Genomic DNA, 19,050 nt, shown 5'->3' on the forward strand with positions numbered 1-19,050 from the left:
AATTATTTCTTTTTCTTAGCTGGTGCACCCTTTGTAGGAGCAGCTGCCTGTCCTGGTTTAGGGCGTTTAGTTCCATATTTAGAACGGCGTTGGTTACGTCCGGCTACACCTGATGTATCTAATGCACCACGGATGATGTGGTAACGTACACCTGGTAAATCCTTCACACGTCCGCCACGGATCAAAACAATAGAGTGTTCCTGTAAATTGTGACCTTCACCAGGGATATAAGCATTCACTTCTTTTCCATTGGTTAAGCGCACACGGGCCACTTTACGCATTGCTGAGTTTGGTTTTTTAGGGGTAGTGGTATACACGCGAGTGCATACTCCTCTTCGCTGTGGACAGCTGTCCAACGCTGGCGACTTACTCTTGTCAACCAGAGCTACTCTACCTTTTCTAACTAATTGTTGAATAGTAGGCATTTACTTGCTTTTTTGTCTTTTCTGTTTTATCCTTATTTTAAGGACTGCAAAAGTACGGACTTATTTTTTGATTTTCAAGAGGTTGGATGAAAAAGTTTTTTCGTTGCTGTACAGAGTTGGAAGGTTATAAAGTTGGAAGGTTGAAATGTTGTATTATCCTGCGGGTAAACCGAATTAAAAGAATTATTAAATCCTTAAATCATGGTTCAGACGATAACTAAAAAAGCCTTTAACCTGATTATACAGATTAAAGGCTTTCCCCTCAATTATTGTGGAGGTGCTGGTGCTCCCGGAGGAGGTGGTGGTGGTGGCGGTGCGCTATGCCTTGCCGCACAACCCACGCTTAGCATTCCGAGCATTGCTGCAAGCAATACCATGCTCATTATTTTCTTTTTCATAGTGGTAGTATGTTTATTGTATAATAACAATCTACCTGGTATTTGTTTTTAATTTATTGATTTTCAAACCTATATTAGTAAGTATAAACCCACATATTATGAAAAAAACCTTTCCTATTTTGATGCTCATCTTGTTGACAAGCCTGCTGCAAATCGCCAATGCCCAACCCATTACCAAATACAGCGACAATGTGAGCACACTAAACGGTATTATAAAAGCTTACTATGATGTGGTGACCGTTAAAAAAGGCGGCAAAGTGAGTTACGAACGCGATAGCCTGATCCACTGGCCCGATGTAAGTGTTGGCTCGGCAAGCATCAATAAAAATGGTAAACTGACATTTCATTATATGAGTTTGAAGGAGTATCATCGCCGCTCGGATGCGTATTTAGAGAAGGATGGCTTTTATGAAAAGGAGATATCCCGTAAGGTCGAAAACTTTGGCAGCATCTATCATGTATGGAGTACTTATGAGTCGCGCAACGAGCCTGGCGGACCAATCATCGAACGTGGCATTAACAGCATCGAGCTATTTTTTGATGGAACACGTTTTTGGATATTAGGATGGTTTTACGATGGCGAACGTAAGGATAACCCTATCCCGAAAAAGTATTTGAAGTAAAAAGAAGAAGTCTGATATCAGAGGTCTGAGGTCAGAAATTCAAAGTCGAAGGATCGATAAAGATTATAGTCCAAAATCCGAAATCTTATGATGGCATCGTAACTTTTGGTACCAGCCTTGCGGGTGTTGGTGTGCAGTAGCATTTGCGGGAACAGCTGGTGCAGATCATCCCGAGCAACGCTGAAAGCCATACCAAACTTATTATTTTCCTTTTCATGATAATTATTGTTGCCCGCTCAACTTTTGCAATTGGCGTTTGTCGGGCGGCAGTGCCTGGTATTTTTTGTAAGAATCATTAATATACACGGCCAGTGATTCACTATTATTACTGGTGATAAAATCATAAGTTGGGCGGTAAAGCGTCATGAAATTCTCCAGATCCTGTCCTTTCAATGGCACTATACTGCCTACATACACGCGGTTAAATACCTCGTCAACCTTTTTTTCCTGCTCTTCGTGTTCAAAATAATGTTTCAGTCTACGGGCATCGCGGGCGTCCTTACTAAACCAGCTTGACGGTGATAGCGGATACACCTTGCTTTTCGTGTACACGTCGGGGTATTCTTTATGTGGGTCAAACGGTAGCCGGGATGAGGTAATGTTTACTCCACTTAAGGCAATGGTTCTAGTTTTTAGTTCGACATGTTTTTGCGTCAGATCAACCACATACAGGGTATCATCAACATAACCCGGGGTTGTAAATACAAGGATATGCCCGGTTTCTGATCTGATCTCAAACTTACCCGATTTGTCTGTCAACGTGATCTGTTTATTGGTGATGTCTTTTACAAAAACGTCAGCAAGTTTGGTGTTGCTTCCCGCTTCAACCACGTTCCCTTTTATCAATGATTGGGCATAAAGGGCATTGCCCAGTAAAAGTGTAATTACCAGTAAGTAGAGCTGTCTCATAGATAAAAATAAATATAGTGTAATTATAGGTTAAAAACTCATTATATAAACCAATAGTTTTGGATTTAACATTTAATTTAACACTTAAGTGAGACAAAACATAAAACCCGGCGAAAAAGCCGGGTTCTATATTTTGGGTTGATTGGGTTGGATTAAGTTGATTATGTTGAATAGTTAACTTAATCAACCATTTAAACTAATCAACCAATCAACTACTTCTTTGTCCAAACGTTGTTATCTGGATTGTAATCTGGCAATACTTTATCGGGATCATAAGTAACCGATTGTATCTCTTCTGTTGAAGGATATTTGAAAGTCCAGGTGCTGTTACGCTCCCAAATTTCAACTGGTAATTTTACCCTGTCGGTTTTACCGCTTACTGTTTTAATTTCCAGTGTTACTGGCATAGCCATTTTCTCCAGGTTATCAATAGTGATCATCGCACCTTTAGTTGGATCATCATTAAAGTATTTAACGTCGCGTACAGCAACATCCAAGCGCCAGTTGTTCAGGAACCAACCTCTCCAGAACCATTGCAGACTCTCGCCTGATGCATTTTCCATTGTGCGGAAGAAATCATCTGGTGTAGGGTGTTTAAATGCCCATCTTGCAATGTAGGTTCTAAAAGCGAAATCAAAACGTTCAGGACCCAGTATCTGCTCGCGAAGCATCACTAAGCCTGCACTTGGTTTAGCATATAGTAATAAACCTGTATTGCGTTCTTTCAGGTTAGCCGGCTGGCTCAGTATGGTTTCAAGACCTGGTTTAGTAAATACGTCACCAATTTTGTGCATATCGCCTGGTTTGCGTGCATACTCTCCGTTGTTGAAATCAGTAGTAGATAAGGTATTGATAAAAGTGTTAAAGCCTTCATCCATCCAGCCGTACAGACGTTCGTTTGATCCAACGATCATCGGGAACCATGTATGGCCAAACTCGTGGTCATTCACACCCCAAAGGCTTCCTTTTTTAGCTTTATATCCGCAGAAAACAATACCCGGATATTCCATACCACCAACAATACCGGCAACGGCAGTAGCAGCAGGATAAGGAAATTCAAACCATGTTTTCGAGTTGAATTCGATAGATTTTTTTACATATTCAGTTGAACGTCCCCAGGCATCAACACCATCGCTTTCAACCGGGTAGGCTGATATCGCGATAGATTTTTTGCCGCTTGGCAGGTCCATTTTAGCAGCATCAATAATAAATGAAGCTGAAGATGCCCATGAAGCGTCACGTGCGTTCTTTATTTTAAAGTGCCAGGTCAGCTCTTTTTTACCTGCCGGACGGGAAGAAGCTTGTGTTACTTCATCAGCTGAGCGGATAACAACTGTTTTTTCGCTTTGTGCAGCTTGTGCCCAACGCTTTAATTGTTCAGGTGTATAAACATCCTGTGGGTTCAATAACTCACCAGATGCTACTACGATATGGTTAGCAGGTGCAGTAATGGTCAGGTCGAAATCTCCATACTCAAGGTAAAACTCGCCCGGACCAGTATAAGGGATGGTATTCCAGCCTTCCACATCATCATACACGCACATACGCGGGTACCATTGTGCCACCTGGAATATCTTACCATTTTTAGTATCCTGGATACCCATACGGTCTGAACCATAATCAGGCGAAATAAATGAATATTCTATTTTCAGTTTAACTTGTCCGCCGTTTGGAGTAACATCTTTTGGTAAAAACAACTGCATACGGGTGTCATTCACAAGGAACTTCACTTCAGTTTGAGCTCCTTTAAGATCGATCAATTCTACTGACTTGATTTTGAAACCCGCGTCAAATACCTGTCCACGGCCCCAGTTGCGGCTTTGCAATTGCGGTGGATCACCACGTAAAGGTACAATAGCTGAACCTCTTGAGTCTTGTTTGAACAGGTTTTGCTCTAAATTCATCCATAAAAAGCCAAGCTTTTGAGGACTGTTATTAGTATAGGTTAATATTTCAGAACCAGTAATTTCATTGGTTTGATCATCCAATTTGGCAGCCAATTGGTAATCAGCACGGTTTTGCCAGTATTTAGAACCGGGTGCACCATCAGCAGCACGGTATTCGTTACCATTTTTGGTAAAGAATGGAGGGCCAAAAGTTTCGTGATAATCGTAATTGGTACCGGGTGCTACCGGCTCGGGTGGAGGCGGCGTACGTTGTTGTGCACTCACTGCACTTGCAACGGTCAAAAAAGCCAGCGAAATACTGGCTAAAAGTTTAAATCTCATTTTAGCTTAGTTAATTATTGAAGCGCAAATTAATACAAATTTAAGTAACTGGATAAAGGGTAAATTAATTGTTACAAAACGGTTAATTTTTGAAGGAGAGAAGGCCCTATCTCTGCATAAACCATACTATATACCAAATACTTACTAATTAGTCATTTTTTAAAATTACCGTGAAAACACGGTGGCCTTTTATCGAAAAGTTATACTTAAATTGCATAAACCAATTTAAACCGAATTATTATGGCAATGGCTCCCGCATCCGCCAAATTGAGTCCACATCAAATTATTGGATCACAAACTATAATTGTCCAAGTTTTTAAAATCCTGATTTTCCTGGTAGCTCTGCTCCCACTGGAATGTTTCGCACAGTTTAATATTTCGGGCAGAGTGTTAAATCATGCTGACAAAAAACCGGTTGCCGATGCCACTGTGTTTTTAGATAATGCTTTGGTGGGCAACAAAACAGCTAATGATGGCACCTTCGAATTGCATAATGCACAGCCTGGTAAATATAAATTGGTCGTATCTATTGTAGGCTTTGAAACTTATAGTCAGACTATACAAGTGAGCAACAGCAATATCATTTTAAATGACATAGAACTAACTCCAAAAGCTATTGCCTTAAAAGAAGTAAGTATAAAGCCAAAAAAAGAAGATCCTGACAGGAAAAGAAATTACGAATGGTTCAAAACCGAATTCCTGGGTTCATCAGATCTTGCCGGCGAGTGCAAAATAAAGAATCCTGACGTTATCGACCTGGATTATGATGTAAAAACTAATACACTTACTGCATCATCTTACGATTTCATAGAGATCGAAAATAATGTCTTAGGATATAGGATAAAATACTTATTGAGCAATTTTACGCTTGAAAAAATTGATGCAAACACGAAAAAGGTCCATTATGAAGGCTCTGCTTTGTTCGAAAGCCTGAAAGGAACAATAACGCAGGAAAGAGATTGGCAAAAAATGCGGCAGGCGGTTTATAACAATTCGTCAATGCATTTCTTACGTGCTTTAATTAGCAACCGGCTGGGTGAAGAAGGATTTCGTGTACTTCAGTATGCAAATTATGGCAAGCCCAAGCAACACCCGGCATTGCTGGATATCCCTTTACAGCAAAAGGATATCATGGAGCCCACTGAACATAAAGGGATATATTCCTTAGGATGTGCTGGTGATGCATTACATATCACCTATAATAAAGATCATCATTTCCCCAAAAACGGCCAAACTGCACATTTAGATGATTCTTATAACACCGCAACAACTATTATAAGTTTCAATTCAACACATGCGCTGTTTGATGACAATGGCGGCATCATTAATCCTAACAGTTTATTATTTTCAGGTTATTGGGGCAGAAAACGCGTAGCTGAGCTTTTACCGGTGGACTATAAACCATCACAGAACAGCGCTTCAAATTATGCTATTTACTCCAAACTTAGCAATTATGCGGATCAGCACATCACCGAAAAAGCCTACTTACACTTTGATAAACCCTATTACGCCACAGGCGATACCATCTATTTTAAAGCTTATGTGACCATGGGTGAACGGCTTGACCTGTCGCAATTAAGCGGTATTTTACATGTCGATCTGATAGGTACTACTAATAAGACCGAACAAAGCCTCAAATTGCCATTGGCAAATGGTTTGGGTTGGGGTGATTTTGCGCTGCCTGATACTTTGCCGAAAGGAAATTACCGAATCCGGGCCTATACCCAATGGCAGCGTAATGAGGGTAATTATTTTGAACAAACTATACCTGTTGGCTCCGTGCATAATCAAAAAGTACCTGAAAGCAGTACAGCCAGGTCAAAAGCGGTAAATGCAAAGGCAGACATCCAGTTTTTTGCTGAAGGTGGCAATTTAATAAACGGTATCCGCTCAAAAATAGCTTTAAAAGCTGTTGGCATAAATGGTTTAGGAATTGGAGCAAAAGGTGTTGTGATAGATAATTCAGGGAGAGAAGTTACAAGCTTTGCTTCCACGCATTTAGGCATGGGCTATTTTTATCTTGAACCGGAAGCAAGTAAAACTTATAAGGCCAATATCACTTTTGCCGATGGTACCCAAAACACGATTGATCTGCCTTTAGCAGATGTAAAAGGAATTGACCTTTCTATCAATAACGATTCGTTACCAAAAGCAACGGTAAAGATTGAAGCGAGTCCGGTTTATTTTAAAGAGAACAAGGGAAAAGATTATGCCCTGCTGATCTATTCTGGTGGATTTGCCACAACTGTTACAGTCAAGTTGGATAGCATACTGACTACTTTAGAAATCCTGAAACGGCATCTGCATACCGGTATTACCCGGGTTACCCTGTTTTCCCAAACCAATGAGCCTTTATGTGAGCGGCTAATGTTCGTACAAAACTTCGATCAGTTGAATTTAAACTTAAATAGCGATAAACAGTTTTATTCTTCAAGGGGAAAAGTCAGCATGAAACTCAATGCAAAAAACAGGGCCGATTCAACGGTCATGGGACACTTCTCCGTTTCGGTGGTCGATGAAAATAAAGTACCGGTTGATGAGAATACGGAAACAACCATTTTGACTGACCTCCTGTTAACGTCGGACCTGAAAGGCACAGTAGAACAGCCAAACTATTATTTTACCAGTATCACTGAGGAGAAACTGAAAAACCTTGACCTGGTAATGCTGACGCATGGCTATAGAAAGTTTGAGTGGAAGCAAGTTATGGCTGATAGCTACCCTCCCCTTGCCTGGCAACCGGAAAAATCCTTGCAGATTAGTGGTACTGCCGAGAATTTATTCGGAAAGCCTTTAGCCAAGGCGCCGGTAGCCCTGATATCTTTTCAACCCAAGTCGTTAACCAATACCATAGCAGATGATAAAGGCCATTTCTTTTTTGACAACCTATTATTTACTGATAGCATCAAATTGATTTTGCAGGCAAGCAATGCCAAAGGAAAGAAATACACTAAACTCGTTTATAATGAGGATAAACCACTATCTATAACAAACCTTACTACTTCAACTCAAGCAGATATAAATGTTGTGATCCCATCCGGCTATCTTGAAAATAACGAAAAGCAACAGGAAGAATTAAATAAACTGGGGTTGGGAAAAGGGAAGATATTAAAAGAAGTGAAAATTAGGGGCATAAAAGCAGATGATAAATATGAAACGCAGAGCCTGGCTGGGGCAGGACATGCAGACCAGGTGTTGCATAGTAAGGATATAGGATACGGCCCATCGCTTTCAACGTTATTAAATGGCAAACTACATGGCATTGGCTTCAGTGGGGGTACTCCGTTCATACAGGGTATGGGCGCCTATAGCCGTGCGATGCTAATAGTGGTTGATGGCGTTGAATTAGTATCTAATCCTGGGGATCCCCCGCCAAATATTGATGGAATTAACCCCGGGGATGTAGAAACAGTAGAAGTGTTAAAATATGCCAGTGCAAGTATTTATGGCATGGCTGGTGGTAATGGGGTAATAATTATTACAACAAAAAAGGGAGGCGGGGTTAACCCAAAAAACATTGCGTCTGTTGGCATTTTGCCAATTACAGTGCAAGGTTATTATAAAGCCCGGGAATTTTACTCACCAAAATATGAAAGCAATATAACCAGCAATCACCCTGATCTGCGCAGCACCATTTACTGGCAACCAGAATTGGTAACTGATAAAGACGGCAACGCCTCATTTGATTATTATAATGCTGATGGAACTGGCAATTATCGTGTAGTAATAGAAGGCATTGATGAAAAAGGAAATATAGGCAGACAGGTGTATCGGTATAAAGTTAATTAAATAGTATTATCAATGAAAAGGTGTTCGATCATATTGCTACTTATCATTTTGCATGGTTTAGCTTATTGCCAAACAGTAAGTAAGGATGTATTTAATAAGCTTAAAACTTACTCTTCTACTCACATCACCGAAAAAGCCTACTTACACTTTGATAAACCCTATTACGCCACAGGCGATACCATCTATTTTAAAGCCTATGTGACCATGGGCGAGCGGCTTGATCTGTCACAGTTAAGCGGCATTTTGCATGTGGATCTGATCTGTATTGATAATAAGATTTCTCAAGGCATCAAACTACCATTGGTTAACGGCTTGGGATGGGGTGATTTTGCTTTGCCCGATACTTTGCCGAAAGGGAATTACCGCATACGTGCTTACACCCGATGGCAACGTAACGAGGGTAATTATTTTGAGCAAACTATCCCTATTGGTTCGGTCCATAATCAAAAAGTACCCGAAAGCAGTACGGCCAGATCAAAACCGATTAATGCCAAAGCTGATATCCAATTCTTTGCTGAAGGGGGTAATCTGATCAATGGTATCCGTTCAAAAATAGCTTTTAAAGCTATTGGGGTTAATGGTTTGGGAATTGGAGCGAAAGGGGTTGTAGTAGATAATACTGGTAAATCTGTTACAGAATTCGCATCTGCTTATTTAGGCATGGGCTGTTTTTATTTATCTCCCGAAGCCGGTAAAACCTATAAAGCTAATATCACTTTTGCTGACGGTACGCAGAACAGCATTGATCTGCCTTTAGTTGATACAAAAGGAATTGCTTTATCCATCAACAATGATTCTCTCCCCAAGGCAACGGTAAAAATTGAAGCGAATCCAGCTTATTTTAAAGAGAACAAAGGAAAAAATTATATCCTATTGATCTATTCAGCGGGATTTGCTACAACTGTGACAGTTAAGCTGGACAGTATGGCAACTACTTTAGAGATATTGAAAAGGCACCTGCATACAGGCATCACACGCGTCACCCTGTTTTCCCAAACCAATGAGCCTTTAGCCGAGCGATTAATGTTTGTGCAAAACTTCGATCAGTTGAATTTAAACTTGAAAGGCGATAAACCTAATTATAATATAAGGGGAAAAGTCAACATTAAACTCAATGCAAAAAACAGAGCTGATTCAGCGGTCATGGGACACTTCTCCGTTTCGGTGATCGATGAAAATAAAGTACCGGTTGATGAGAATACGGAAACAACCATTTTGACTGACCTCCTGTTAACGTCGGACCTGAAAGGCACAGTAGAGCAACCAAACTATTATTTTACTAGTATCACGGATGAGAAACTAAAAAATCTTGACCTGGTAATGCTGACACATGGCTATAGAAAGTTTGAGTGGAAGCAGGTTATGGCTGATGGCTACCCTCCCCTTGCCTGGCAACCGGAAAAATCCCTGCAGATAAGTGGTACCGCTGAAAACTTATTCGGGAAGCCATTAGCCAAAGCACCGGTAGCTTTAATCTCTTTTCAACCTAAATCGTTAATCAATACCGCAGCAGATGATAAGGGACATTTTCTATTTGACAACTTATTATTTACTGATAGTGCCAAACTCATACTGCAAGCAACCAATGCCAAAGGGAAGAAATACACCAAGCTTATTTATAATGCAGACCAAGCTTTACCAATGGATATCCGTAAATCTTTCGCACAAACGGATATAAATACAATAATACCAGCCAGTTATCTTGAAAATAACGAAAAACAGCAAGAAGAGCTGAATAAGCTGGGATTGGGAAAAGGGAGGATATTAAAGGAAGTAAAAATAAAAGCAAGGAAGAATCCTGTGGTCACTAATTCAAAATATGGCCTTCCTGATAAAGTAATTACTGATAAGCAAATAGGATATGGTGGCCCACTTAGTGTAAAATTATTAATACTGGTACATCGACCCGGATACCTTTCAAAACGTCCGCTGATTGTTCTCAATGGTGTTGAAATGCCTAAAGATTTCGATATTGACTTAATAAATACCGGGTCAATAAAAACGATAGAGGTCTTTCAAAATGAAATGGGGCCAGATTATGAAGGCGTTCTTTCTTTTACTACAACCTTTGGTTCACAACCAAAGGACATGATAGCAGTAGGCATACTGCCTATTACTATACAAGGCTATTACAAAGCCCGTGAGTTTTACTCACCGAAATATGAAAGCAATATAATCAGCACCCCCCCTGATCTACGGAGTACTATTTACTGGAAACCAGAACTAACAACAGATAAAGACGGCAACGCCTCATTTGACTATTATAATGCCGATGGAGCCGGCAACTACCGTGTGGTAATAGAAGGTATTAATGATAAGGGCAATATAGGACGACAGGTGTACCGGTATAGGGTTGATTGAGTTAAGTAGTTGACTAAGTTGATTAGGTTAAGGCGAACTTATTCAACCCAATCAACTTAGTCTAACTCAATCAACTCTCACTTCAAAAAATGCTTTTTATACACTTCCTCATCAAAGCCGAAGAAAAGGAAATTGCCATCCTCAATAACCGGTCTCTTGATCATGCTGGTTTTTTGTTGCAGCAATTTTAATGCATCGGCTGATGTTTTTACACTTTCTTTTACTTCCGGGTCGAGTTGTTTCCAGGTGAGGCCCTGTTTGTTCAGGAATTTTTCATAACCGGCCTTATCGTTCCATTCCTGTAACTTTTCAGGCGTGACACCCAGTTTTTTAAAATCCTGGAACTCGTAATCTACATGGTTTGCTTTAAGCCAGTCTAATGCTTTTTTTACTGTATTGCAATTGGTAATTCCGTACGTTTTTATCATATTAATTGTTTTTTAAAGGAGATAAAGCTATCATGTGCAATGATATTTTTTGTAGCCCATGATGGTCATGCCGCTAAGTTACATTTACCCGAGTCAAGAGCAAAGAGTCAGGAATCAGGATATTAAAGAAAACTGGCTTCTGGTTCTTACACCCTGATTCTTGGCTCCTGATTCTTACATCTTGATTCTTAATTACTGATTTCCGCCTGAACTTTTACCACCACCTTTGGTATCATCATTCTGTATGCCATGCTCGTTCTTTTTAATGTCGCCATTTAGCTTGCCAAACTTAAAGTTGATACGGAATGCAAAAGAGCGGTAATAATTTTGGTTGTAAGACGTCTGGTAGAAATCAGCTCCAGTAGTGGTCGACCTGAAAGTATTGTACTTGCTGTAAGGATTGTTAGCTACAAGTACCAGGGTCAGCTTCTTATTCAGGAACTCTTTCGAAAACAGATACTGGTTAAAAATAAATGGGCTCGAGCTACCCTGCAGCGTCACATTACCGCTGAAATACCCGGCGTTGAATGCAATTGCATAGCCATTGTTAAATTTATAACGCAAATTAGCAAAAGCGTTGCCGGTAAATCCATCGTTACGATATGCTTTATCATCCAATACACCACTCAGCCATATATGGTTTACCTGTCCGTTAAGGCTAAAGGTAAATTGTTTGGTTATGTTCATATTGGTATGCACATTCAACCCCAAAGTTTTATTGGTTCCTAAATTCTCAAAAGTGGTATAAGTAACAGTTTTTAATGTGTCGTTTACAAGTTCCTGGTGCAGTGTGGATACATTTTGTATCGAATTGTTAGAGAAAGCATAACTCAACCCAACATTGATCGCGTTTTTAGTGAAATTGCTGTAGGTCAGCTCAAAGGTATTATCCAATTCGGGTTTCAGAGCAGGGTTACCAGAGCTTACAAAATTGGGATTTGAACGATCGACGAAAGGATTAAGCTGAAATATACCCGGGCGCTGTATACGCTGCGTAAAGCCGAAATTAAGGCTACTGGTTTTAAAATTTCGTTGTATAGATACAGAAGGAATCAGATTATTATAACTTGGCGCGGTAGTAACACCTGCAGAAGTAAAATCAGCGCTGATAGCCGTATGCTCTAAACGCAGCCCTGCCTTGCCGGTCCACTTATCCAGCTTTAACTGATAGGAGTTGTACAGACTGTAAATATTCTGGTGATAAGTGAAATTATTGGTAAGCGTGTCGTTGGTCATGTACTGTTGCGTAAGGCTATCGCGGTCGTCTACATGGTAATTGCTGTAGTTATCCCGCAGGATAGCTTTAGCACCTGCCTCAATTGATATCGTTTTTGTAAGCGGACTGGCGTAATCTACCTGTATGGTATGATCTTTATCACCAGCATCATTATATTGCTGATAATCAGGATATTGGTAATTGAACCTGTCACTAAATACGTTATCATTAAATTGTTTATTAGGGGCGTAGCTGTATTTATAAGAGAAAGTCAGTAATTCGTCTTTCGATTTTTTGAAACCCAACTGGTAATTAATTGAAGCGTCAAAACCGGTAAAGGTACCGTGATTGATGTTCTGCAAAGTATAACCTTCTACAGGTATATACCCCTGTGCTGGTGTTCCCAATGTTTCCGTTTTTGAAACCTGGTTACTGTTTTGATGCTGATCGTTTCCAAAAAGGTCTACTGATGCCGTAATCAGGTTTAGGGTATCTATTTCATAGCTTAATTCTGTACCGCCGTAATGGAAGTTACCTTTCTGCCTGTTAGTGCCGGTTTGCTCAATGGTAGTTTTACCATTTGATATATTTTGTGAATTCCCAAAACCGGTAGTCAGGTCTCCGTTACTGCCAAAACCAGCGAATAATGACATACCAAATTTCCCCTGTTTAAGTGTACCGTTGATATTATAACCAGCCCCGAATACCGAATTAAAACGGCTATTGAACCCTATGTTGTACCCTTGGTCAGCATTTTTTTTGGTGATAATATTAATGATCCCTGACAATCCCTCGGCATCATATTTCGCTGGTGGCGTTGTTATAACTTCTATCTTTTCGATATTAGTAGAGGGCATTGCTTTTAACACATCCGAAGGGTTTTTAGCCACCAGGGCAGATTCCTTGCCATTGATCAGTATCTTATAATTACTATTGCCCTTAAGCTGGATGTTATCATTGCCATCTACTGTTAAAAGTGGCACCTTACGCATCATATCCAAAACAGATAATGCTTTACTATCAGGATCAGCCTGTACATCATAAGCAATACGGTCAACCTCTTGTTTCATCAATGGCCTTGCAGCTGTAACCGATACTTCTTTTAATTGGCTTGATGATGGAGATAACGATACTTTACCGATATCAATTGTGTTGCCTGCACTGTTAACAGGTATTGTTTTATTCTTATAACCAACAAATACCAAAACGATTTCATAAGAATTGTTTGCAGGCGGTTTCAATGCGAATGTACCATCATCTTTGGTCAAGCCGCTTTTTACTCCATTATGGGTTTTGGCGTCTTGCAGGGCAACAGTCACAAATCCCATCGGCTTGTTGTCGGCCGAGTCAATCACTGTTCCTTGTATAGTAATAGTTTGAGGTGCATTTTGAGCTATCGCCAATGTTGACAATAAGCAGAAGGATAAGGCAAGTAAAAAAATTCTCATGAAAGAGGGTTTAGGCTAAATGACGTGTAAGGTATAAAACCGTTACAGCCAAATTAATATTTTAACATTTTTTAACGTATGGAAGCATAAAATCACCCTTTAGGGGGGATAGGTTTAGGCATGTATTACAAGCTTTTATTTATTGTAACGAGTCATGGTAAGTTCTGTGCCGATAGTGGCAAAGCTTTTTACCATTTCAATAGAGCGCTCTATCAGAGCGGGCAATTCCGGCAGTTCGTCATCATCAAAGCCACTAAGTACATAGTCTACCTGTTTGCCTTTCGGAAAATTGTCGCTAACGCCAAAACGAAGGCGGGCATAATTATTATGACCTAAAGTATATTCGATATTCTTCAATCCATTATGGCCTGCGGCACTTCCTTTTGGTTTCAGCCGCAGAGTGCCTAAAGGCAATGCGATATCATCAACTATCACCAGCACATTTTCAATAGGGATCTTTAGGTCCTTCATCCAGTAATTTAAAGCCTTTCCGCTTAAATTCATGTAAGTAGTTGGCTTAACTAAATAAAGCATACGCCCTTTGTAGGATACTTCGGTGTAATTAGCCAGACGCATGTTGTAAAACTTCGCATTCTCTTGCTTCGCCAGTTCATCAAGCACCATAAAACCGACATTATGCCGTGTATCAGCATATTCCGGACCTATATTACCCAAACCAACTATTAAATATTTCATAACTACCGGCTTTTGCCAAAGGCGAAGAAAATGTTTGTTGTTCAATTTAAAATTGCGAAGATATTGTTTTCAAGCAAAAACAGCGATAAGTATAAACTCATCGCTGTTTAATCTGTGTAATCACACCCTAATCGGTGCAATCATAGTTTATTTTTTGCCTGCAACAGCATCCTGTTCAGCCTGGCGTAATGCACGTGAAGTAGTTACCGATACAATAGTATCTTCAATAGCATTGGTAATAGTTAGCTTAGCTAATTTAAGGTCAGCAACACGTACTGATTTACCAACTTCCAAACCTTCAATGCTCACGTCGATATTATCTAAGTGATCTTTAGGTAAAGCTTTGATACGCAGTTTACGCAATTTCTGAACTAGTTTACCACCCATTTTAACACCCGGAGAAGTTCCGGTTAAACGGATTGGAATTTCGATAGTGATAGGTTTTTTCTCATCCAATAACAAAAAGTCTACGTGCAGGATCTGCTCGGTTAACGGATGGAATTGGATATCCTTAATAATAGCCTGTGATTTAACACCAGCAACTGTAATGTCGATGAAATGAACAACCGGAGTATAGACAACGGGTTTCAAATCAGCTGCGGACACTGCAAAGTGGGTTTGGGTTGTCCCACCGTAAAGTACTGCAGGCACTAAGCCTTGATAACGCAGTTCCTTAGCGTCGCGTTTCCCTACGTTCTCTCTTGGAGAACCGCTAATAGCAATTGATTTCATTTGTTTATATTTATTTGTTAGCCTCACCCCAACCCCTCTCCAGAGGAGAGGGGCTTAAGCAAGAAATTATTAATTCAATGTACGTGCCCTATTCAAGTCCTCTCCTTTGGAGAGGATTTAGGTGAGGCTTAATCCACCTTAAACAACTGGCTGATCGATCCGTGCTCGTTCACGTTCTCTATTGCTTTTGCAAACAATTCAGCAGTTGATAATACTCTTATTTTGCTGCTCTGATGTTTAAGCGGTATAGTATCCGTAACGATCAGTTCAGTTAATACTGAATTCTCAATAGTCTCGTATGCTTTACCTGATAATACAGGATGTGTGCAAACAGCCCTTACACTACGTGCCCCGCGCTCCATAATCAGCGCTGCCGCTTTAGCTAATGTACCGGCCGTATCACAGATATCATCTATTAACACAATGTCCTGGTCGGTTACATCACCTATCAAAGTCATTGATTCTATTTCATTTGCGCGTTTACGGCGTTTATCACAGATCACCACTTCAGCATTAAAAAACTTAGCGAAGCTGCGCGCTCTGTATGATCCGCCCATATCCGGCGAGGCAATGGTTAAGCTACCCAACCCTAAACTTTTGATATAAGGCACAAAAATGATAGATGCATCTAAATGATCAACCGGGATATCAAAAAAGCCCTGTATCTGAGCTGCGTGCAGGTCCATTGTCATAATGCGGTTGATGCCTGCTGCTACCAATAAATTAGCAACCAGTTTAGAGCCTATCGCCACGCGTGGCTTATCTTTCCTGTCCTGGCGGGCTAATCCAAAATATGGAATAACTGCGGTTACATAATGTGCTGATGCACGGCGTGCGGCATCGATCATCATTAGCAACTCCATCAGGTTATCCGTAGGCGGATTGGTTGATTGTATTAAAAATACATCGCATCCGCGTACTGTCTCATTAAAATGCGGTTGAAATTCGCCATCACTAAAACGTGTAAGAACAACCTCTCCTAATTCCTTGCCATAAGCATTTGCAATTTTATTTGCCAATTCCGGGCTTTCGGAACCTGAAAATAATTTAATGGGGTTGAATTGTAATGGCATTTTTCTTTATTTCGGATTTTTCGCCTATTGTTTATCTTTTAAGGATGCTCAAGAGGGCTTTGCCGTTTCGAAATTTCGATTTCGGAATTATCTATACACCTTATTAAAAAATAAATTCGGATTTCGACTCATCAACCGGAAAAATCCGAAATTGAAAATCCGAAATCCGAAATCTTTTTGTTGCCCGACCAGGATTCGAACCTAGACAAACGGTACCAAAAACCGTCGTACTACCATTATACTATCAGGCAATCTTTATCGGTTTGTTATCCATTCCGAAAAGGAATGCAAATATAGGATGATTTTTTTGTTATCAAAAGCTTTTTGTAAAAAGTGTAAAACAACGTTTTTTTTAACAAAAATTTAATCAACCAAATAAAACCATCAAAAATAAATGTTGTTTTTAACTGTAATTAACATTGGATATTAACACATAAATTTTAAAGCTATGAGTACTCAAGTGGAAACAATGAATGCACAAGAAGTTGCAAACAGGCTTGTACAGCTATGCCGCGAAGGCAAAGATATGGATGCAATCAATGAATTGTACGATGATAACAGCATCAGTATTGAACCAGAAGGTTCGCCAATGACGGGGAAAACAGTTGGCAAAAAGGCCGTTTTAGAAAGTACAAATCGCTGGTACAGTTCTGTTGAACAATTGCACAGCGTTCATATTTCGGACCCTATTGTAAGCGGTAATTTTTTTGCCTGCACTATGAATTTTGATATAACTTTTAAGGACCAGGGCAGAAATGCAATGGACGAATTGTGCGTATATGAGGTCAAAGACGGGAAAATTGTAACCGCACAATTCTTTTATAATACGGGTAAGTAATATTGACTAAAAATAAAACCATAAAAAAAGGGGCAATGCCCCTTTTTTTATGCAGGAGGACCTGGAAAAACCTTTGCCTTTATCCTTTTACCTCTACTAATCCTCAACAACTACACCCATCGAGCAGAACTTGTCTATTCTTTCGGTTACCAGTTCATCCACATTACGTGTTTTAAGCTCTTTTAGGTCTTTCAGAAGGTGCTTTTTTAATGTAGTCGCCATTGCAACCGGATCTTGATGTGCCCCGCCAAGAGGCTCTTTTATAATTCCGTCAATCAGCTTATTTTTAAACATTTCATTGGATGTCAGCTTCAAAACTTCGGCTGCTCTTTCCTTATTTTCCCATGTCTTCCAAAGAATAGTGGAGCAGTTTTCAGGAGATATTACCGAATACCATGAGTTTTCGAGCATAAATACTCTATCACCAATTGCCAATCCTAATGCACCGCCAGAGGCACCTTCACCAATCACTACACAAATAACCGGCACACGCAGTACTGACATTTCAAGTAAGTTGCGAGCGATAGCTTCGCCTTGTCCGCGTTCCTCAGCCTCAAGACCGGGAAATGCTCCGGGTGTATCAATCAGCGTAATAACGGGCTTATTAAATTTCTCGGCAAGTTTCATCAGGCGCAAAGCTTTGCGGTAGCCTTCCGGATTTGCCATACCGAAGTTACGGTATTGACGTTCCTTAGTATTACGGCCTTTCTGGTGACCAATAAACATAGCAGTTTCGCCACCTATGGAGCCAAAGCCACCGATTATCGCTTTATCATCGCCAACGGTACGGTCACCGTGCAGCTCGATAAAATCATCACACATCAGCTCTAAATATTGTAAAGTATAGGGCCTTTCCGGATGACGCGATATCTGTACTTTTTGCCAGCCGCTTAGATGAGAATATATCTGGTGTTTAGTGGTTTCAAATTTTTCCTGCAGCTCATTTACTGTTGCAGACATATCCACCTTGGTCTTTTCTTCAACCTGTTTTACTTTATCTATCTGCAGTTGCAGATCAGCTAAAGGCTTTTCGAAATCAAAAGTGATCTTCATACGTTTTGTTACGGGCTGCAAATTTATACAAATCAAATGGCAATATTATCAATTTGAAAATTTTGATGGGATCAGCTCTCTCTTCAAATTCCCGGATCAATGACCTTTTCGCGCAGCCTCAAGCCTTTTGATCTGGTCATCACTCAAAATATTTTCGGTTTTATAACAAGCCTGTAAAACTGCATTACGTATTTCGCCGAGATACAATCCGTAACGGTTTGAATAAAAAATGATGGTACCATCTATTACCCGTTTGCTGTGAAACAAACTATCCAACATTTTTTCATTTTTAATAATATTCTGTCCCATCTCTACCTTTTTACGATGAAGTTCCTCTGCTATATCTTTTAACTTCGTGATCTGACCGGGATTCAAACCGATCTGTACTTTATATTTTAGTGCTTCATCAGGTAAGGGGTAATGGTTCATGGCACCAACCAATGCCATATCATCAAAATCACTCCCATTCAGTAAAATATTATATCTTTCATCGCTTAGGGTTTTTATGGGGGAGTGTTTAATAACAACTGTATTAACGGCGGGAAGTTTAGCTGCCTTTTTAACGGGGGGCTGTTTTGCACTACTATCAACTAACGGATGTTTAATTACGCTGTCAACCGTCGATTGTTTGCTTATGCGACCAGCATGGGGATGTTTAACTTTAGTATTAATTTTTGAATTTTTAACTGCACTGTCAGTGGGTGAATGTTTGACCACAGTATCAACAGTCGGATGGCTGTTCACGCTGTCTGTCTGAGTTTGCGCAAAAGCTGAAGTCAAAAACAATGAAAAAATTACAAAAACAAAAAGATGTCTTAACATTAGGCACTATA

15 protein-coding genes and 1 tRNA gene are annotated in these 19,050 nt (G+C 40.0%); 5 read left to right on the forward strand and 11 right to left on the reverse strand.

The features are described from left to right. Positions 1 to 2: 2 nt before the first annotated feature. Positions 3 to 425 carry a 30S ribosomal protein S12 gene (rpsL, locus tag ACPPVU_RS21895; protein WP_067190071.1) on the reverse strand — a complete coding sequence of 141 codons (423 nt, stop codon included), beginning with the start codon at positions 423 to 425 and terminating at the stop codon, positions 3 to 5. A gap of 201 nt (positions 426 to 626) precedes the next feature. On the opposite strand from rpsL, the gene ACPPVU_RS21900 reads away from it, so the two are divergent. Then, positions 627 to 875, forward strand: coding sequence for a hypothetical protein (locus ACPPVU_RS21900; protein WP_426668867.1), 249 nt, complete (start codon positions 627 to 629; stop codon positions 873 to 875). A gap of 46 nt (positions 876 to 921) precedes the next feature. Next, positions 922 to 1,446 (forward strand): hypothetical protein, encoded by a 525-nt coding sequence (locus ACPPVU_RS21905; RefSeq protein ID WP_426668868.1) that lies wholly within the window; start codon positions 922 to 924, stop codon positions 1,444 to 1,446. Positions 1,447 to 1,668: 222 nt separating this feature from the next. Here ACPPVU_RS21905 and ACPPVU_RS21910 read toward each other — a convergent pair whose 3' ends face one another. Next, positions 1,669 to 2,355, reverse strand: a complete 687-nt coding sequence (locus ACPPVU_RS21910; RefSeq protein WP_426668869.1) for a hypothetical protein — start codon at positions 2,353 to 2,355, stop codon at positions 1,669 to 1,671. A 212-nt stretch (positions 2,356 to 2,567) separates the two neighbouring features. Further along, positions 2,568 to 4,583 (reverse strand): M1 family metallopeptidase, encoded by a 2,016-nt coding sequence (locus ACPPVU_RS21915; protein WP_426668870.1) that lies wholly within the window; start codon positions 4,581 to 4,583, stop codon positions 2,568 to 2,570. A 240-nt stretch (positions 4,584 to 4,823) separates the two neighbouring features. Here ACPPVU_RS21915 and ACPPVU_RS21920 point away from each other — a divergent pair, with 240 nt between their 5' ends. After that, a complete protein-coding gene (locus tag ACPPVU_RS21920; protein ID WP_426668871.1) occupies positions 4,824 to 8,372 on the forward strand; it encodes a carboxypeptidase-like regulatory domain-containing protein in 3,549 nt (1,182 codons plus the stop codon). A gap of 12 nt (positions 8,373 to 8,384) precedes the next feature. Then, positions 8,385 to 10,733 (forward strand): hypothetical protein, encoded by a 2,349-nt coding sequence (locus ACPPVU_RS21925; protein ID WP_426668872.1) that lies wholly within the window; start codon positions 8,385 to 8,387, stop codon positions 10,731 to 10,733. Between the two features lie 77 nt (positions 10,734 to 10,810). On the opposite strand, the gene ACPPVU_RS21930 is transcribed toward ACPPVU_RS21925, so the two are convergent. From ACPPVU_RS21930 to ACPPVU_RS21955, 6 genes are all read right to left on the reverse strand, one after another. Then, positions 10,811 to 11,161, reverse strand: a complete 351-nt coding sequence (locus ACPPVU_RS21930; protein WP_426668873.1) for a Spx/MgsR family RNA polymerase-binding regulatory protein — start codon at positions 11,159 to 11,161, stop codon at positions 10,811 to 10,813. Positions 11,162 to 11,353: 192 nt separating this feature from the next. Further along, positions 11,354 to 13,825, reverse strand: coding sequence for an outer membrane beta-barrel protein (locus tag ACPPVU_RS21935; RefSeq protein ID WP_426668874.1), 2,472 nt, complete (start codon positions 13,823 to 13,825; stop codon positions 11,354 to 11,356). Positions 13,826 to 13,960: 135 nt separating this feature from the next. Next, positions 13,961 to 14,521 (reverse strand): aminoacyl-tRNA hydrolase, encoded by a 561-nt coding sequence (pth, locus tag ACPPVU_RS21940; RefSeq protein WP_426668875.1) that lies wholly within the window; start codon positions 14,519 to 14,521, stop codon positions 13,961 to 13,963. 147 nt (positions 14,522 to 14,668) lie between these two features. After that, positions 14,669 to 15,253, reverse strand: a complete 585-nt coding sequence (locus ACPPVU_RS21945; protein ID WP_426668876.1) for a 50S ribosomal protein L25/general stress protein Ctc — start codon at positions 15,251 to 15,253, stop codon at positions 14,669 to 14,671. A 128-nt stretch (positions 15,254 to 15,381) separates the two neighbouring features. After that, positions 15,382 to 16,326: a ribose-phosphate pyrophosphokinase gene (locus ACPPVU_RS21950; protein WP_426668877.1), complete on the reverse strand. Its 945-nt coding sequence runs from the start codon at positions 16,324 to 16,326 to the stop codon at positions 15,382 to 15,384. A gap of 180 nt (positions 16,327 to 16,506) precedes the next feature. Then, a tRNA-Gln gene (locus ACPPVU_RS21955) sits at positions 16,507 to 16,577 on the reverse strand. Positions 16,578 to 16,774: 197 nt separating this feature from the next. Here ACPPVU_RS21955 and ACPPVU_RS21960 point away from each other — a divergent pair. Beyond that, positions 16,775 to 17,164, forward strand: coding sequence for a SnoaL-like domain-containing protein (locus ACPPVU_RS21960; RefSeq protein ID WP_426668878.1), 390 nt, complete (start codon positions 16,775 to 16,777; stop codon positions 17,162 to 17,164). A gap of 96 nt (positions 17,165 to 17,260) precedes the next feature. On the opposite strand, the gene ACPPVU_RS21965 is transcribed toward ACPPVU_RS21960, so the two are convergent. Both ACPPVU_RS21965 and ACPPVU_RS21970 read right to left on the reverse strand, forming a co-directional pair. Continuing rightward, positions 17,261 to 18,217: an acetyl-CoA carboxylase carboxyltransferase subunit alpha gene (locus ACPPVU_RS21965; protein ID WP_426668879.1), complete on the reverse strand. Its 957-nt coding sequence runs from the start codon at positions 18,215 to 18,217 to the stop codon at positions 17,261 to 17,263. Between the two features lie 96 nt (positions 18,218 to 18,313). Next, the gene (locus ACPPVU_RS21970) at positions 18,314 to 19,039 is read right to left on the reverse strand and encodes a hypothetical protein (RefSeq protein ID WP_426668880.1); all 726 of its coding nucleotides are present in this window, start codon (positions 19,037 to 19,039) and stop codon (positions 18,314 to 18,316) included. Between the last annotated feature and the right edge of the window lie 11 nt (positions 19,040 to 19,050).

Origin of the sequence: Mucilaginibacter sp. McL0603, from assembly GCF_049992945.1 — a bacterium.
In the GTDB taxonomy this organism is placed as follows: domain Bacteria; phylum Bacteroidota; class Bacteroidia; order Sphingobacteriales; family Sphingobacteriaceae; genus Mucilaginibacter.

Bases quoted from the DNA above. Each gene is read 5' to 3' on its own strand.
- ACPPVU_RS21920 (WP_426668871.1), top strand. From the start codon at position 4,824: ATGGCAATGGCTCCCGCATCCGCCAAATTGAGTCCACATCAAATTATT.
- ACPPVU_RS21970 (WP_426668880.1), bottom strand. From the start codon at position 19,039: ATGTTAAGACATCTTTTTGTTTTTGTAATTTTTTCATTGTTTTTGACT.
- ACPPVU_RS21950 (WP_426668877.1), bottom strand. From the start codon at position 16,326: ATGCCATTACAATTCAACCCCATTAAATTATTTTCAGGTTCCGAAAGC.
- pth (WP_426668875.1), bottom strand. From the start codon at position 14,521: ATGAAATATTTAATAGTTGGTTTGGGTAATATAGGTCCGGAATATGCT.
- ACPPVU_RS21925 (WP_426668872.1), top strand. From the start codon at position 8,385: ATGAAAAGGTGTTCGATCATATTGCTACTTATCATTTTGCATGGTTTA.
- ACPPVU_RS21935 (WP_426668874.1), bottom strand. From the start codon at position 13,825: ATGAGAATTTTTTTACTTGCCTTATCCTTCTGCTTATTGTCAACATTG.
- ACPPVU_RS21960 (WP_426668878.1), top strand. From the start codon at position 16,775: ATGAGTACTCAAGTGGAAACAATGAATGCACAAGAAGTTGCAAACAGG.
- ACPPVU_RS21910 (WP_426668869.1), bottom strand. From the start codon at position 2,355: ATGAGACAGCTCTACTTACTGGTAATTACACTTTTACTGGGCAATGCC.
- ACPPVU_RS21945 (WP_426668876.1), bottom strand. From the start codon at position 15,253: ATGAAATCAATTGCTATTAGCGGTTCTCCAAGAGAGAACGTAGGGAAA.
- ACPPVU_RS21930 (WP_426668873.1), bottom strand. From the start codon at position 11,161: ATGATAAAAACGTACGGAATTACCAATTGCAATACAGTAAAAAAAGCA.
- ACPPVU_RS21915 (WP_426668870.1), bottom strand. From the start codon at position 4,583: ATGAGATTTAAACTTTTAGCCAGTATTTCGCTGGCTTTTTTGACCGTT.
- ACPPVU_RS21965 (WP_426668879.1), bottom strand. From the start codon at position 18,217: ATGAAGATCACTTTTGATTTCGAAAAGCCTTTAGCTGATCTGCAACTG.
- rpsL (WP_067190071.1), bottom strand. From the start codon at position 425: ATGCCTACTATTCAACAATTAGTTAGAAAAGGTAGAGTAGCTCTGGTT.
- ACPPVU_RS21905 (WP_426668868.1), top strand. From the start codon at position 922: ATGAAAAAAACCTTTCCTATTTTGATGCTCATCTTGTTGACAAGCCTG.
- ACPPVU_RS21900 (WP_426668867.1), top strand. From the start codon at position 627: ATGGTTCAGACGATAACTAAAAAAGCCTTTAACCTGATTATACAGATT.